This window comes from Fundidesulfovibrio soli (assembly GCF_022808695.1).
In the GTDB taxonomy this organism is placed as follows: Bacteria; Desulfobacterota; Desulfovibrionia; order Desulfovibrionales; family Desulfovibrionaceae; genus Fundidesulfovibrio; species Fundidesulfovibrio soli.
The window spans coordinates 61924-77976 of the sequence record NZ_JAKZKW010000018.1; the positions used below are offsets into that span (position 1 = coordinate 61924).

At 67.7% G+C, this 16053-nt stretch carries 13 protein-coding genes; 7 read left to right on the plus strand and 6 right to left on the minus strand.

All coding sequences use genetic code 11. The annotated features are described in order from the left end of the window. Positions 1 to 3: 3 nt before the first annotated feature. Entirely contained in the window at positions 4 to 294 is a 291-nt protein-coding gene (locus MLE18_RS14185; RefSeq protein ID WP_243439456.1) for a putative quinol monooxygenase, read from the plus strand. A 453-nt stretch (positions 295 to 747) separates the two neighbouring features. After that, positions 748 to 948, plus strand: a complete 201-nt coding sequence (locus MLE18_RS14190; protein WP_243439457.1) for a hypothetical protein — start codon at positions 748 to 750, stop codon at positions 946 to 948. A 151-nt stretch (positions 949 to 1099) separates the two neighbouring features. Here MLE18_RS14190 and MLE18_RS14195 read toward each other — a convergent pair whose 3' ends face one another. The 3 genes from MLE18_RS14195 to MLE18_RS14205 form a co-directional block, all read right to left on the minus strand. After that, positions 1100 to 1717, minus strand: coding sequence for a cobalamin biosynthesis protein CbiL (locus MLE18_RS14195; protein WP_243439458.1), 618 nt, complete (start codon positions 1715 to 1717; stop codon positions 1100 to 1102). A 2-nt stretch (positions 1718 to 1719) separates the two neighbouring features. Continuing rightward, positions 1720 to 2487 (minus strand): DUF4198 domain-containing protein, encoded by a 768-nt coding sequence (locus tag MLE18_RS14200; protein ID WP_243439459.1) that lies wholly within the window; start codon positions 2485 to 2487, stop codon positions 1720 to 1722. A 76-nt stretch (positions 2488 to 2563) separates the two neighbouring features. Continuing rightward, the gene (locus MLE18_RS14205; protein WP_243439460.1) at positions 2564 to 3310 is read right to left on the minus strand and encodes a hypothetical protein; all 747 of its coding nucleotides are present in this window, start codon (positions 3308 to 3310) and stop codon (positions 2564 to 2566) included. A 198-nt stretch (positions 3311 to 3508) separates the two neighbouring features. Here MLE18_RS14205 and hyi point away from each other — a divergent pair, with 198 nt between their 5' ends. Continuing rightward, positions 3509 to 4294 carry a hydroxypyruvate isomerase gene (gene hyi, locus MLE18_RS14210; RefSeq protein WP_243439461.1) on the plus strand — a complete coding sequence of 262 codons (786 nt, stop codon included), beginning with the start codon at positions 3509 to 3511 and terminating at the stop codon, positions 4292 to 4294. Positions 4295 to 4318: 24 nt separating this feature from the next. Next, positions 4319 to 5206 (plus strand): 2-hydroxy-3-oxopropionate reductase, encoded by an 888-nt coding sequence (garR, locus tag MLE18_RS14215; RefSeq protein WP_243439462.1) that lies wholly within the window; start codon positions 4319 to 4321, stop codon positions 5204 to 5206. Between the two features lie 403 nt (positions 5207 to 5609). On the opposite strand, the gene MLE18_RS14220 is transcribed toward garR, so the two are convergent. The 3 genes from MLE18_RS14220 to MLE18_RS14230 are packed head-to-tail and all read right to left on the minus strand — an operon-like array spanning position 5610 to position 8102. Beyond that, a complete protein-coding gene (locus MLE18_RS14220) occupies positions 5610 to 6386 on the minus strand; it encodes an ATP-binding cassette domain-containing protein (protein WP_243439463.1) in 777 nt (258 codons plus the stop codon). Continuing rightward, on the minus strand, positions 6376 to 7077 hold the full coding sequence (locus MLE18_RS14225) for a GTP-binding protein (protein WP_243439464.1): 702 nt from the start codon (positions 7075 to 7077) through the stop codon (positions 6376 to 6378). The genes MLE18_RS14220 and MLE18_RS14225 overlap by 11 nt, the downstream gene beginning before the upstream one ends. Beyond that, complete coding sequence (locus tag MLE18_RS14230) at positions 7074 to 8102, minus strand: ABC transporter substrate-binding protein (RefSeq protein ID WP_243439465.1); 1029 nt, start codon at positions 8100 to 8102, stop codon at positions 7074 to 7076. Before MLE18_RS14230 ends, MLE18_RS14225 begins: the two co-directional genes overlap by 4 nt. 253 nt (positions 8103 to 8355) lie before the next feature. Here MLE18_RS14230 and MLE18_RS14235 point away from each other — a divergent pair, with 253 nt between their 5' ends. Genes MLE18_RS14235 through MLE18_RS14245 form a run of 3 tightly spaced genes read left to right on the plus strand, consistent with a single transcriptional unit; the run spans position 8356 to position 15934 of the window. Then, entirely contained in the window at positions 8356 to 9579 is a 1224-nt protein-coding gene (locus tag MLE18_RS14235; RefSeq protein ID WP_243439466.1) for an MdtA/MuxA family multidrug efflux RND transporter periplasmic adaptor subunit, read from the plus strand. After that, the gene (locus tag MLE18_RS14240; protein WP_243439467.1) at positions 9579 to 12668 is read left to right on the plus strand and encodes an MdtB/MuxB family multidrug efflux RND transporter permease subunit; all 3090 of its coding nucleotides are present in this window, start codon (positions 9579 to 9581) and stop codon (positions 12666 to 12668) included. The genes MLE18_RS14235 and MLE18_RS14240 overlap by 1 nt, the downstream gene beginning before the upstream one ends. Beyond that, complete coding sequence (locus MLE18_RS14245) at positions 12665 to 15934, plus strand: multidrug efflux RND transporter permease subunit (protein ID WP_243439468.1); 3270 nt, start codon at positions 12665 to 12667, stop codon at positions 15932 to 15934. Before MLE18_RS14240 ends, MLE18_RS14245 begins: the two co-directional genes overlap by 4 nt. Positions 15935 to 16053: the final 119 nt, after the last annotated feature.

The following is a 16053-nucleotide window of genomic DNA, read 5'->3' on the forward strand; positions in this document are numbered from 1 at the left end:
GCCATGCCGCAGGTGACCGTGGTGGCCACGCTGGTGGCCAAAAAAGGCTGCGACCAGGAGCTGGAGAAGCTGCTCAAGGGCCTTGTGGGGCACTCCCGCAAGGACGAAGGCTGCATCCAGTACGACCTGCATCGCGGTATCGAAGAGCCGCGCGTGTACGTGTTCTATGAGATATGGGAGAGCATGGAGCTTTTGCAGAAGCACTCCAAGGCCCCGCATCTGGAGGCGCTGCAGCGCGACGGGGCCGCCCTGATCGAAAGCAGGGACATCAAGGTGCTGGAGAAGATAGCATAAGAAGGGGAGGCGGGGAGCGCCTCCGGCGGCCAAAGGGCCTTCGGCCCTCTGGACTCTTTTTCCACTTCGCGTTCCATGCGACGAAGTTTTGTCTGAACAGCTCTATTAACCAAGAAGCCTCCCCGGCGTATCCGTCGGGGAGGCTTCTTTATTATGGCTGTTACCCGGAAATCCTGAATGGTTCCGCACGGGTGGCAGTCCGCCGAAGTGAAGGTTTGATTGGCCCGGTTGGCTTTGGCTTCCTGTCCCTTATGATTTTACTTGTCTCTGGAAGCTAAAGAACATCCAGGAGTAAGGTCTGAAATATACTCTAAAATGAGCTAAAATTCATCACAGGTACTAGTTGTTCCCATTAGAAGTATATGACTATATAGATTGACAAGGCTGGTGTGATATAGGTCAGCAGTCATTTGTCGTGCTAAGGCTGTGAAAACACTAAACAGAGAGGTGGTTATGCAGAACGTTGAGATTTTGCTTTCCCAGCTTGTAGCAGCTCAAATGGCAACGGCCCGCTATACGGCCTTAACTTTTTGGGTGGCTGCTAAAGGTTCACGTGAAACTTGCAATGATCTCGCAAACATAATTCAAGGTGTTGAGGACGAAATTTCAAGCGCTGCGAAACGAATAGCCCATAGCCTTTCTGAGGGCGATTGATCCGCGTATTATAGTAGACCATCAAAGAGTAGCACCAAAATGCGGTATCGAGGGAGACCTCCCTGGCCGCAGGAGGCGCCCCACCCATAAGAAAGCCCCAGCACCGCGCATGCGGTGCTGGGGCTTTATCGTTCCTATGGAGTGTGAGGCCCTACTTCTTCGGCCGCTTGAACCAGGCGGCGATGCCCACCAGCCCGATGATCCAGCCCAGGCCGCCGATGATGTCGCGCATCCGCGCGGACTGGTCCTGCTCGGCCATGCGCGTCAATTGCAGGCGCAGGGGGGCCAGCTTCTCCTCCACGATGGCTGGGACGGCCTTGGCCACGGCCTGCTCCACGAGCGCGGCCAGCCTTGTTTCGTCGATCGTCCCGGCTGGCGCGGCCTGGGCGACGGGCGAAGCGGGGGAAGAGGGGGCCCGAGCCGCTTGCGCGGGCAGGCCCAAATCCTGCCCCAGATCCTGGGCGGTGAGGGTGTAGTCGTTCTGGTGGCCCTCGCCGGCCCTGAGCACCACGCGCAGTGGCGGGGTGAAGGTCGCGGGCAGGGGGATGCGGAACGCGCCGTCCGCCCCGGTGCGGCCTTGGGCCACCACCGCGCCGCTGGCGTCAAACACCTCGATGAGGGAGTCCAGGGCCTTCCCGCCCCCGCTGAAATAGGCCTCGCCCACGAGCGCGCCGTTCTCGGCCACGGCGAACACGTTGACCTTGTGGGCCAGGGCGGGCGCGGCGCAGAGCAGGCAGGCCAGCAGCGGGAGGGCGGCGAGGGCGCGCACGGCTACTTCCCGGCCACGGGGTGGAAGTAGACCCAGATCACGCCGCCCAGCTCCACCTTCTTATCCTTGCCGTCCTTCTTGATCTTGGCGTCGTCGTCGGTAAGCGCGGCGAAGCCCCACCAGCCCGCCCAGGGCGCGGCGTAGCTGAACACGCCCGCCGCGTCGGTCTTGACCACTTGGGTCACGTAGGCTTCGTCCGGGGCCTTGCGCGCGCCGTCGGCGTTGAAGAACTCGACCTCGACCTCGGCGTTGGCCAGGGGCTTGCCCTTGTGCAGCACCTTGCCCGTGAACACGTTGCCCGCATAGAGCGCGAACGGCTTGACCATGGGCACGATCTCCAGCTTCTGGCCAAGGGGTTTGTCCCAGCCGTCCTCGCCGCCAAGGGCGCTGACCACGGTCTTGGTCAGGTGCAGGATGAACTTGTCCTCGGCGGGCTCGAAGTAGGGCTGCGGGGTGACGGCGAACATGTACACGCCGGGGGACTTCACGGCGTAGGAGGCCATCCAGGCCTGCTTCCCGTCGATGGCCGCGGGCTTCAGGGCCGCGCTCGCGTCCTCGGGCTTTCCCTTGCCCGCCACCTCCAGCTTGGGCTTTGCCATGTCCATGCCCTGGTTCTCCATGGGGTGCCAGAAACGGATGTCCAGGTTGAAGGCCTTGGGGCCGTCCTTGGAGACGATGTTGCGGTCGGGCACGACCATCCCGAAGTGGGCCTGCGCCGGGGCGCACAAGGCGATCAGGGCCAGCAGCGAGAACAGGGCGACGCGGGACATGGGGTTCCTCCTGGTGTTATGGATCGACAGATCGTGTAACCCAGGTAATACGAATTGGCAACTGATGGCACGATCGCTATTTCACGGCCAGGACAGAGCGCCAGTCGTCCCCGACCATCTTCAAAAGCGCGGCCCGGGCCACCAGATCGTAGCCGGTGTGGGCATAGGCCGGGTCGTGGTAGATGGAGTCCATCTGCGAGGCCACGCTCTCCATGGGCAGGGGCATCAGGGCCTTCATGCAGGTCTGGCCCTTCGGGGTGTTGCCCAGTCGGGTGTTGCACAGGCCCACGGCCATGTCGCCGAAGCCTTCGAGGAAGAACATCTTGGCGAACTGTTCGGCCTTGAGCCAGGTCTGGGCGAAGGTGGGCTTGGGGCCGCGCCCGCCTTCGGGAATGAACGCGTCCAGGTCGATGGGCCACAGCCAGGGGTATTCGAAGAGCAGGGAGTCGTCGAACTGCGGGTCGCGGAGGGGCTCGCCTGTCTCCTTGAAGCGGATGCCCTTGTCCTGGGCCATCTGCAGGCTGCGGTAGGCGGTAACGGTCATGGGCTGGCGCTGGTACAGGGGGTCGGCGGCGAAATGGTCCATGTTGGTGACGGCCTGGTCGATGCGTACGCGCTTGAGCTTGGGCTCCCCGGGGGTGATCTCGGCGAAGGCCCGGGTTCCGGCGGCCGCGCCTGTCATGTAGCAGAGCTTGGCGTTGGCGGGCATTTTGGCCCAGGAGCCGGTGGACGTGCGGTCCTGGGCTTGGGCTTCGGGCATGGCCCAGTCGGGGGAGAAGAGGGCGGCGAGCAGGAGCAGGGCCAGGTTGAGGCGTATGCGCATGGGGGTCTCCGCTGGTTGATGTGTGGGGGGACTGTAGCCCGGCCCGGGGGCGCGGGCAACGCCGGAGTGGAGCCTGCGCATTGACGGGGTGTGGCGGCTGGATTTATCCGGTTGGTTTGATGCCACGCCCATGCCTCCCCGATCTTTCAGAGCGCCGCGCGGCGCTCACAACCGGCTCCAACGCAAAAGGATGACACCATGCCCAAATTTGCCGCGAACCTCTCCATGCTGTTCACGGAGATTCCCTTCGAGCAGCGTTTCGCCGCAGCCGCCAAGGTGGGCTTCAAGGCCGTGGAGTATCTCTTCCCCTACGACTACCCGCCGGAGCGGCTGGCGGCCCTGCTGAATGAAAACGGGCTCAAGCAGGTGCTCTTCAACCTCCCCGCCGGGGACTGGGCCGCCGGGGACAGGGGCATAGCCGCGGACCCGGACCGCGTGGGCGAGTTCCGCGCCGGGGTGGACCGGGCCATCATCTACGCCCGGGCCCTGGGCGTGAAGCAGCTCAACTGCCTGGCGGGCAAGGAGCGCGAGGACGTGCACCACGCCGACCAGTGGCTCACCCTCAAGGAGAACCTGCGCTTCGCCGCCGACCGCCTAGCCGAGAACGGCCTGACCCTGCTGACCGAGTTCATCAACCGCCGCGACATGCCGGGCTTCTTCCTCTACACCCTGGAGCAGGCCCTGGCCATGGTGGAGCAGGTGGAGCGGCCCAACCTGTTCATCCAGTACGACGTGTACCACGCCCAGCGGGCCGGGGGCGAACTGGCGGCCAGCCTGGCCCAGAACCTGGGGCGCATCGCCCACGTGCAGATTGCGGACAACCCCGGCAGGCACCAGCCCGGCACCGGTGAGATCAACTACGGGTTCCTGCTGAGCGAGCTGGACCGCCTGGGTTACGAGGGCTTCGTGGGCCTGGAGTACGTGCCCAGCCCGGACACCGAGTCTTCGCTGGCTTGGCTGGAAAGGCACGGCTTCTCGCTCTAACCGCCGTCACCGGAGGACGACGCCATGAAGAAGATAGGATTCATCGGTCTGGGGATCATGGGCAAGCCCATGTGCCGCAACCTGCTCAAGGCGGGCTTCCCCCTCACGGTCTGGAGCCGGACCCGCAGGGACGTGGACCTGCTGGCAGCCGACGGAGCCGTCGCGGCGGATTCGCCCAAGGCCGTGGCCCGCAACTCCGAGATCGTGATCACCATGGTGCCCAACTCCCCGCAGGTGCGGGAGGTGGTGCTCGGGCCGGGCGGCGTGATCGAAGGGGCCCAGCCGGGCTCCCTCCTGGTGGACATGAGCTCCATCGCGCCCCTGGCCAGCAAGGAGATCGCCTCCCAACTGGCCCTGCGCGACATCCGCATGCTGGACGCCCCGGTGAGCGGCGGCGAGCCCAAGGCCGTTGAGGGCACGCTCTCGGTGATGGTGGGCGGCGCCCAGGCCGACTTCGACGAGTGCCTGCCGGTGCTCAAGGCCATGGCCTCGTCCGTGGTGCGCGTGGGCGAAATCGGCGCGGGCAACGTGACCAAGCTGGCCAACCAGATCATCGTGGCCCTGAACATCGCGGCGGTGTCCGAGGCCTTGACCTTGGCCACCAAGGCCGGGGTGGACCCGGACTTGGTGTACCAGGCCATCCGGGGCGGCCTGGCGGGCAGCACCGTGCTGGACGCCAAGGCCCCCATGATGCTCGCGGGCGACGTAAAGCCCGGCTTCAAGGTGAACCTGCACGCCAAGGACCTCTACAACGTGCTGGAAACCTCCCACGAGCTCAACGTGAGCCTGCCGCTGACCGCGCAGGTCATGGAGATCGTGCAGGCGCTCAAGGCGGAAGGCTTCGGTGACTCGGACCACAGCGCCATCATCCGCTACTACGAGAACCTGGCCAAGGTGCAGGTGCGGCGCTAGGGCCGCCTGTCGCTGATTGGGATTCCAAGCCGCGCCCGTGTGAACGGGCGCGGCTTTTGTCTTTGGTGGGCCAGCCTGTGGTCCCGCGCGGTTCGCCGAGTGCGAGCCAAGCTGCCGGGCCTGCGGCCCTCTGGCGAAGCGCCTGCGCGGGATCACCCCCGCTGGGTCGCACGGAACCCCAGGCTGGCCAGCGGTGCCACGCGACCAGCGCGAAGAGGCAATTGGAGTGCAAGGGGCGCGGTATCCGGCCCAACGCGAAGCGGAATGGGATTGCAAAGGGAGGAACTCCCTTTGCCCGCCGGAGGCATTCTTCACTCCGCGTCTTCCGTCAGCTTTAAAGAAGCCTCCGGCGGCTAAAGGACGAAGTCCTGCCTTCAGCCCTCTGGACTCCCTTCCCGGTTTATCAGGCCAGCGCTTCCCCGGCGCGCAGCTTGGTCCGGTAGCCGGAAATCTCTTCTTCCATCTGGCGCAGGCGGGCCAGCACGGCCTGCTCTTCGTCCGTTCTGGCGAGTACGGCCTGCACGGCCCCGTGGCGGATCACCAGCCGCCTGTGGGCGGAGAGGGCCAGCACCGGGTCGTGGGTTGCCATGACCACGATCTTGTCGCTTTTGACCAGCAGCTCCAGGGCGCGGCGCTTGTCCACCCCGGCGTTCTCGATCTCGTCGATGAGCAGCACGGGCGACCAGCTGAGCAGGGCCGTGTCCGCGATCATGAGCGCCCGGGACTGCCCGCCGGAAAGCTGCGTGAGCTGCACGTCCGGCCCGAAGGGCTCCCCGGCCAGCTCGTTGGCGGCCTCGAACACCTGCCGGGCCACGGCGTCGGGGTCCTGGGCCTCGCGGCTCAGGGCGTGGGTGCGCAGGAAGTCCATGACCTTCATGTCCAGCACGAAATTCATGTTCTGGGTCAGCTGGGCCACCAGCCGGCCCTGGAGGGCGAAACGCTCGTCCGGCGTGGGGGCCGCGCCGTCAAGCAGCAGGGTGCGCCCGGTTGGGGTGTCCGCCGCGGCCAGGGACTCGATGTCGGAGAGGAAGCGGCTCTTGCCCGCGCCCGTGGGGCCGAGCAGGGCCGTGACCTCCCCCGCGCGGAAGTCCACGCCCTGGGCCTCGGGGCGGCCGGACTTGTCCCGCCCGGCGGTGAGGGTCATGGAGCGCAGGCTCAGGATGGCGTTCTCACCCGTCATGGCGGGCTCCGAAATGGGCCTTCTTCACGTTGCCCTTCTGGTAGCGCGAGCCGATGCGCGTTTCGCTCAGGCAGTAGGAGCACACGGCGGCTGGCATGGAGAAGCGCAGCTTCATCTCCGTAACCCCTTCCACCGCCGGGGCCTCCTTGAGAATGGCGGCCAGGTCCAGGCAGCCCTGCCCGGTGAGGCCGTTGACGTTTCGTATTACGGCCCGCTTGTTCATCTGCCGGATGCGGTAGCGGTAGACCTCCCGCTCGGCCTGGGAGACCAGGTCCCCCTTGGTGACCACCACCAGGTCGGCCATGCGCAGCATGGGGCCGATCTTCTCCGGGGCGTCGATGCCCATGAGGTTGTCGATGACACACACCCCGAGCACCCCCCTCAGGTGCGGGGAGCAGCGGTTGCACAGCCCGGCCGTCTCGATGACGCAGCAGTCCGCTCCGGTGGATTCGGCCCAGGCGAAGGCCTCCTCCAGGTTGGTGGCGAAGAAGTGGTCCGGGCAGAGCCCGCCGGAAAAGACCACCGAGACGGGCACCCCCGCGGCCTTGTACAGCTCGCCGTCGCGGCTTTGCAGGCAGTCGAACTTGATGACCGCGCAGGCCAGACCGGCCTGGGCCAGGTGCCCGCAGGTCCGGGCGATGACGGACGTCTTGCCGCAGGAGGGCGGCCCGGCCACGGTGACGAGCTTCATCGCAGGCCCGCCGTCATTTGGCGGAAGGCGTCGCCAAGCTGGTCGCGCAGGGAGTTGACGTCGTTGCGGGCCACGAAGTCCCAGCCGACCCACTTGAGCGAGGCCCCTTTTGGCAGGGGCGAGGGGCCGGAGAGGCCCAGGGGCGCGAACCAGGCCGCGCTCTCGATGGTGGAGAAGCCGTTGGCGAAGAAGTCCAGCACGGGGCGCATTCTGGACAGGCAGTCCTTGCGGGCCAGCAGGTACAGGGGGCTGGCGGCCGCGCCGTCCTCGGGCCAGACGATCTCCACGTGGGGCGGCTGCTTGACGCTGTGGGCGAAGAAGGCCGGGATGATGTAGATGGAGCCCGCGTCCGGCTCGTTGGAGCCCGCGATCTTGGCCATGCGCGAGGAGTGCATCAGGCCTTTGACGTTGGAGGCGAAGTCGCGCAGGCCCTCCAGGGCGTAGTCCTTGAAGAGGGTGAGCAGCACGGCGTCGGCCATGTCGTCGCCGTCGCCGCACATGACCAGGTGGCCCTTGTAGCGCGGGTGCATGAGCTCCGCCCAGGTGCGGGGCACGGGCAGGGGGCCCAGGCGGCGGGTGTCCGCCACGAAGATGTAGGGGGTCGCGCCGTAGACCGTGTAGGCCCCTGCCGGGTCCAGCATGCCCGAGCGCACGTGCAGGGGGCTGATGCTCTCGGGCCGCACGGCTTCGAACACGCCAGCCTGGACGAAGCGCTCCACGAAGGGCTTGCGCCAGAAGTCCCCGAAGCCGATGGAGGCGATCACGGCGGGCAGGCGCTCGGGGTCGGTCTCCTTGTAGACGGGGTCGTAGGGGTCGATGGAGGTGCAGCCCATGGGGATGTGCCAGGTGAAGGCCTGGGGCGTGCCCGCGAGCGAGGCGGCCAGGTTCTCGATGCGCTCCTTCACGGCCAGCTTGACGGGGCAGGGGGCGTAGAGCAGCAGGTCCACGGGTTCGCTCGGGCCCTGGGCGGTTTCTTCGCTGCCCATCGCCTTGATCTGGGCCATGAGTTCCTGGAGGCCTTCCATTGCGCACACTCCTGACGCGCGGTCGCGCGTTGCTGCAAAATTGTCGGGCTGGCTACAAAATTGTACGATATTCGGGCCTGCCCGGCGGGCCGGAGGCCCTGCGGAGTGAGTGAGCAACCGCCGTGCCATCATGTGGACCCAGGTGGACCCGGATGGGCGCGACGTTGTAACGTGGAGCCCGCGGCAAACGACAGCAACACGACATACCCGAGATTCCCCGCAGGGGGAGCGCGTGAGCCGCAAAGGAAGAATCATGCCCTCTGAACGATACACGCCGGAAAGGCCGGGCGCAAAGCGCAGCCTGGCGCTCTGGGTCCTGCTGGCGGCCCTGGCGGCCGCAGGTGCGGCCTGGAAGCTCTACGGCTCCGGCAAGGGCCAGCCTCCGCAGGACGCGCAGCCCAAGACCCAGGGCCAAAGACAGGGTCAGGCCTTCAAGCCGGTGGTGGGCGCGGCCAAGGCCGTCCGGCGCGACGTGAACGTCTATCTCTCGGGCCTGGGCAGCGTCAGCGCCCTGAACACCGTGACCGTGCGCAGCCGCGTGGACGGCCAGATCATGGAGATCCGCTACCGCGAGGGCGACATGGTCAAGGCCGGCGACGTGCTCGTGCAGGTGGACCCGCGCCCCTTCCAGGCCCAGCTGGATCAGGCCCAGGGCCAGATGGCCCGCGACAAGGCCCAGTTGGAGAACGCCCGGCGCGACCTGGCCCGTTACGAGCAGCTGGTGCACTCCGGGGCCATCGCGCGCCAGCAGCTGGACGCCCAGGACTCCCTGGTGCGCCAGTACGAGGGCGCGGTGCGCACCGACCAGGGCGCCATCGACAACGCAAAGCTCCTGCTGACCTACAGCCGCATCACCGCGCCCATCTCCGGGCGGGTGGGCCTGCGCCTGGTGGACGCGGGCAACATGGTCCGCGCCACGGACCAGACCGGGCTGGTGGTCATCACCCAGGTGCAGCCCATCGCCGTGGTCTTCACCCTGCCGGAGGACGTGCTGCCCCGGGTGCAGGCCAGCATGGCCGGGGGCCGCAAGCTCCAGGTGGAGGCTTTCGACCGGGAGCAGAAGCGCCTGCTGGCCACCGGCGAGCTGCTCACCCTGGACAACCAGATCGACCAGGCCTCGGGCACGGTGCGCCTCAAGGCCCAGTTCCCCAACGCGGACATGGCCCTGTTTCCCAACCAGTTCGTCAACGCCAGGCTGCTGGTGGACGTGGTCAAGGGCGCGGTGGTGGTGCCCGCCTCCGCCGTGCAGCGCGGGCCGCAGGGCGCGCAGGTATGCGTGCTGGGGCCGGACAACGTGGTGCAGGTCCGCAAGGTGGACGCCTCGGACAGCGTGGGAGGCGAGGTGATCGTGCGCTCCGGGGTGAACGAAGGCGAGACCGTGGTGGTGGACGGCGCGGAGCGGCTGCGCGACGGCCTCCAGGTGGAGGTCAAGGGCGAGCCCAGGAACGAAGGCGGGCCTGCGCGCCAGGGCGGCTGATGAACATCTCCGAGCTTTTCATCCGCCGCCCGGTGGCCACCACTTTGCTGATGGTGGCCATCATGCTGGCCGGAGCCGTGGCCTACCGCCAGCTGCCCGTGGCGGCGCTGCCCCAGGTGGACTACCCCACCATCCAGGTGCGCACCTTCTACCCCGGGGCCAGCCCCGAGGTCATGGCCTCCTCGGTGACGGCCCCGCTGGAGCGCCAGCTGGGCCAGATGCCCGGCCTCACCCAGATGACCTCCAACAGCTCGGGCGGGGCCAGCGTCATCACGCTGCTCTTCAGCCTGGACCTGAGCCTGGACGTGGCCGAGCAGCAGGTGCAGGCGGCCATCAACGCCTCCTTCAACTTCCTGCCCAAGGACCTGCCCAGCCCCCCGGTGTACAGCAAGGTCAACCCGGCGGACGCGCCCATCCTGACCCTGGCGCTCACCTCGGCCACCATGCCCCTGACCCGCGTGGAGGACCTGGCCGACACCCGCTTCGCCCAGAAGATCTCGCAGCTGCCGGGCGTGGGCCTGGTGAGCCTCTCCGGCGGGCAGCGCCCGGCCGTGCGCGTGCACGTGAACCCCACGGCCCTGGCCTCCTACGGCCTGACCCTGGAGGACGTGCGCGCCGCCGTGGGCGCGGCCAACGTGAACCTGGCCAAGGGCGGCTTCGACGGCCCCCGGCAGGCCTCCATCATCTCCGCCAACGACCAGCTCTACTCCGCAGAGGAATACAAGCCCTTGATCATCGCCTACCGGGCGGGCGCGCCGGTGCGGCTCTCCGACGTGGCCGACCTGGAGGACGCCTCAGAGGACGAGCGCCAGGCCGCCTGGATGAACCAGGCCCCGGCGGTGGTCATGAACATCCAGCGCCAGCCCGGGGCCAACGTCATCGAGGTGGTGGACCGCATCAAGGCCCTGCTGCCCCAGCTCAAGGCCTCGCTGCCGCCCTCGGTGGAGGTCTCCGTGCTCACGGACCGCACCACCACCATCCGGGCCTCGGTGGAGGACGTGCAGTTCGAGCTCATGCTGGCCGTGGCCCTGGTGGTCCTGGTCATCTACCTGTTCCTGCGCAACCTGCCCGCCACAGTGATCCCGGGCGTGGCGGTGCCGCTCTCCCTGGTGGGGTCCTTCGGAGTGATGTACCTCTTGGGCTTCAGCCTGAACAACCTCTCGCTCATGGCCCTGACCATCTCCACCGGCTTCGTGGTGGACGACGCCATCGTGATGATCGAGAACGTGGCCCGCTACGTGGAGCAGGGCATGGAGCCTTTCCAGGCCGCGCTCAAGGGCTCGAAGCAGATCGGCTTCACCATCCTCTCGCTCACGGTGTCGCTCATCGCGGTGCTCATCCCGCTCCTGTTCATGGGCGACGTGGTGGGCAGGCTGTTCCGCGAGTTCGCGGTGACGCTGGGGGCCTCCATCCTGATCTCGGCCTTCGTGTCGCTCACGCTCACGCCCATGATGTGCGCCCGGCTGCTCAGGCACGTGCCGCCCGAGGAGGAGGGGGCCTTCCACCGGGGCACCCAGCGCTTCTTCGACCGCGTGATCGAGCTCTACGGCGCGAGCCTGCGCGTGGTGCTGCGCCACCAGGGCCTGACCCTGTGCGTGGCCGTGGGGACGCTTGCGCTCACGGTGGTCATGTACGCGTATTCGCCCAAGGGCTTCTTCCCCCAGCAGGACACGGGCGTGATCGTGGGCGTGTCCGAGGCCCCGCAGTCGGTCTCCTTCGCGGCCATGAGCCGCCGCCAGCAGGCCCTGGCCGAGGTCATCCTGCGCGACCCGGCCGTGGCGAGCCTGTCCTCCTTCATCGGGGTGGACGGCACCAACCCGGCCATGAACACCGGGCGCATCCAGATCAACCTCAAGCCGCTTGAGGAGCGCAAGGTCAGCGCCGCCCGGGTGATGGACAGGCTGCGGCCCGCGCTGGCCGAGGTGCCCGGCGTCTCGCTGCACATGCAGGCCGCGCAGGACCTCAGCGTTGACGTGCGCCAGAGCCGCACCCAGTTCCAGTACACCCTGGAGGACCCCAGCGCGGACCAGCTCAACACCTGGGCCCCGCGCCTGGTCGCGGCCATGCGCGCGCAGCCGGAGCTGGACTCCGTGAGCAGCGACCAGCAGGACCAGGGCCGCCGGGTCATGGTGAACATCGACCGGGCCACGGCCTCGCGCCTGGGCATCACGCCCCAGCAGATCGACGACGCGCTCTACGACGCCTTCGGCCAGCGCCAGATATCCACCATCTTCACCGAGCTGAACCAGTACCGCGTGGTTCTGGCGGCCAAGCCCGAGATGCGCGACAACCCGCAGGACCTGGGCTCCATCCACCTGCGCTCCCGCGACGGCAAGCAGACCCCGCTCACGGCCATCGCCTCCATCAGCGAGACCACCGGGCCGCTGGTCATCAGCCGCCAGGGGCAGTTCCCGGCGGTGACCATCTCCTTCGACGTGGCCAAGGGCGGATCGCTTGGCGGGGCCGTGGGGGCCGTGGAGCGCGCCGTACGCGAGACGGGCCTGCCCCCCTCGATCCAGGGCGATTTCCAGGGCACGGCCAAGGCCTTCCTGGCCTCTCTGGAGAACGAGCCCATCCTGATCCTGGCGGCGCTCATCACCGTGTACATCGTGCTGGGCGTGCTCTACGAGAGCTTCATCCACCCGGTGACCATCCTCTCCACCCTGCCCTCGGCTGGCGTGGGCGCGCTGCTGGGCCTGGCGCTGTTCGGCATGGAGCTGGATGTGCTGGCCGTCATCGGCATCATCCTGCTCATCGGCATCGTGAAGAAGAACGGCATCATGATGGTGGACTTCGCCCTGGAGGCCGAGCGCGAGCAGGGCGCGGCCCCTGAGGACGCCATCTACCAGGCCTGCCTGCTGCGCTTCCGGCCCATCATGATGACCACCATGGCCGCTCTGCTGGGCGCGCTGCCCCTGGCCCTGGGCGGGGGCGTGGGCTCGGAGCTGCGCAGGCCGCTCGGCGTGTGCATCATCGGCGGCCTTGTCATCAGCCAGGTGCTCACACTCTACACCACTCCGGTGATCTACCTGGCCTTCGACAGGGTCGCCCGCAGGTTCTCGCGCCGCAATGGGCCGGAGGCCGCATGAACCCCGGACCGGGAAAGCCCGGGGCGGAACAGCCAGGCCCTGACAGGCCAAGCCAGGAGCACCCAGGCTCGGAGCCCGGCGGGGCGCCCGGTACGGCGCGGACCGCCAGGGAGCAGGCCCCAGGCTCAGGGCTCAGCCGCACGGACGTGGCCCTGCACGGCCTCAACCTGCCCGGCGTGTTCATCCGTAGGCCCGTGGCCACCACGCTGCTCACCCTGGGCCTGATGCTGGCGGGCATGGTCTGCTACCGGCTGCTGCCCGTCTCGCCCCTGCCGCGCGTGGATTTCCCCACCATCTCGGTCAACGCCGGGCTGCCCGGGGCCGACCCGGAGACCATGGCCACCTCCGTGGCCGCGCCCCTGGAGCGCCAGTTCGGGCGCATCGCGGGCGTCACGGAGATGACCTCCACCAGCTTCCGGGGCTCCACGAGCATCACGCTCCAGTTCGACCTGGACCGCAACATCGACGGCGCCGCCCGCGACGTGCAGGCCGCCATCAACGCGGCCCGCAGCCAGCTGCCCGCCAACCTCCCCAACAACCCCACCTACCGCAAGATCAACCCGGCGGATGCCCCGGTGCTGATCCTGTCACTCACTTCGGATAGCGTTTCGCGCGACAAAATGTATGACGTGGCCTCCACGGTGCTCCAGCAGAAGATCGCCCAGCTGGGCGGAGTGGGGCAGGTGTTCGTGGGCGGGGGCGCGCTCCCGGCGGTGCGCGTGGAGCTCAACCCGGCCGCCTTGTCGGCCTACGCCATCGGCCTGCAGGACGTGCGCGCCGCCCTGGCCGCCACCAACGCCAACGCGCCCAAGGGCCAGGTGGCCGACGCCGACACCGCCTGGGACATCCAGGCCAACGACCAGCTGCGCGGCGCCGCGGGCTACGAGTCCGTTATCGTGGCCTACAAGGACGGCAGGCCCGTGCGCCTCACGGACGTGGCCAAGGTGGTGGACGGCGTGGAGGACGTGCGCACGCTGGGGCTGATGAACTCCACCCCGGCCGTTATGATCATCATCTTCCGCCAGCCTGGGGCCAACATCCTGGAGACCGTGGACAACGTGCGCGCGCTCATGCCCCAGCTGCAGGCCAGCCTGCCCGAGGGGGTCAAGCTCTCGGCCGTGGTGGACCGCTCGCCGCCCATCCGGGCCTCCCTGGCCGAGGTGGAGCTGTCGCTCGTCATCTCCTGCGCGCTGGTGGTGCTGGTGGTGTTCTGCTTCCTGCGGACGCTTAGGGCCACGGCCATCCCGGGCGTGGCGGTGGTGGCCTCCCTGGTGGGCACCTTCGCGGTGATGTACCTGCTGGGCTACAGCCTGGACAACCTCTCGCTCATGGCCCTGACCATCGCCACCGGCTTCGTTGTGGATGACGCCATCGTGGTGCTGGAGAACATCACCAGCCACCTGGAGCGCGGCGAAACGCCCCTGCGGGCGGCCCTGAACGGCGCGCGCGAGATCAGCTTCACGGTGGTCTCCATGAGCGTCTCCCTGGTGGCGGTGTTCATCCCAATCCTGCTCATGGGCGGCATGGTGGGCAGGCTGTTCCGCGAGTTCGCCATGACGCTCTCGGCGGCCATCTTCATCTCGCTTTTACTCTCGCTGACCACAACCCCCATGATGTGCGCCCTGATGCTGCCCAAGGGGGGCAGCGGCTCAGGGGCCACAAGCAGGCTCGGGGTGCTGGCGGGGAACTGGTTCGAGGCCCTGCGCGAGGCCTACGCCCGCTCCCTGCGCTGGTCGCTCGGGCACAGGCGGCTCATGCTGCTGCTCACGCTGGGCACACTGGCGCTGAACGTCTGGCTCTACTCCCTGGCGCCCAAGGGATTCTTCCCCCAGCAGGACACGGGCCGCCTCACGGGCGGCATCCAGGCCGCGCAGGACATCTCCTTCCAGGCCATGAGCGGCAAACTGGCCCAGGTGGTGGAGGTCGTCCGCTCCGATCCGGACGTGGAATACGTCATCGGCTTCACCGGCGGCGGTGGCGGCGGCGGGGCCACCACCAACACTGCCCGGCTGTTCGTCACGCTCAAGCCGCTGGGCCAGCGCAAGGCCTCGGGCGAGCGCGTGATGGCTAGGCTTCGGGGCAAGCTGGCGGCCGTCCCGGGAGCGCCCACATTTTTCCAGCTCGTGCAGGAGCTGCGCGTGGGCGGCCGGGCCAGCAACGCCATGTACCAGTACACCCTGCAGGGCGAGAGCTTCCAGGAGCTCAACACCTGGGCCCCCAAGGTGTTCGAGGCCATGCGCGGGCTCAAGCCGCTCACCGATGTGAGCAGCGACCAGCAGGACAAGGGCATGGAGACGCGCGTGGTCATCGACAGGGACACGGCCTCGCGCCTGGGCATCTCGGCCCGGCTGGTGGACAGCGTGCTCTACGGGGCTTTCGGGCAGTCCCAGGTCTCCACCATCTACACCCAGCTCAACCAGTACCACGTGGTCATGGAGGTGGACCCGCGCTACTGGCAGAGCCCCGAATCCCTCAAGGACATCTTCGTGACCTCCTCGTCCGGGAAGATGGTGCCCCTCTCGGCCATCGCCCACGTGGAGAACAGGCCCACCTCCCTGGCCGTGAACCATCAGGGGCAGTTCCCTTCGGTCACGGTCTCCTTCAACCTGGCCGAGGGCGTCTCCCTGAGCCAGGGCCTGGACGCCATCCAGGCCGCCACGCGCAAGCTGGGGCTGCCCGCCACGGTGCAGGGCACCTTCCGGGGCACGGCCCAGGCCTTCCAGAGCTCGCTCAAGAGCCAGCCGCTGCTCATCCTGGCGGCCCTGGCCGCCGTGTACATCGTGCTGGGCATGCTCTACGAGAGCTACGTCCACCCCGTCACCATCCTCTCCACGCTGCCCTCGGCGGGCGTGGGCGCGGTGCTGGCGCTCATCCTGACGGGCACGGAGCTGAGCCTCATCGCCATCATCGGCATCATCCTGCTCATCGGCATCGTGAAGAAGAACGGGATCATGATGGTGGACTTCGCCCTGACCGCCCAGCGGGAGCATGGCCTCGAGCCCGTGGAGGCCATCTATGCGGCCTGCATCAAGCGCTTCAGGCCCATCATGATGACCACCGCGGCCGCGCTGCTGGGCGCGCTGCCCCTGGCCCTTTCCCAGGGCTCCGGGTTCGAGCTGCGCAGGCCCCTTGGCATCTCCATCATCGGGGGGCTGCTGCTCAGCCAGGTGCTCACGCTCTACACCACCCCGGCCATCTACCTGGCCATGGATTCGTTCAGCAAACGCAGGAAGGCGAAGAGGGCGGAGGCCCGGGCGGCGGGATAGGCAGATTGGGAAGGTGCTTGTTGTTTACCGTGCGTCGGACGCGGTGAGCCGCTTCAGGTCCGGCCCTGGCCCCTGCGCCGCCGAAGCGGCCATGTTCTTCAAATACAGCGGCGTTTCGG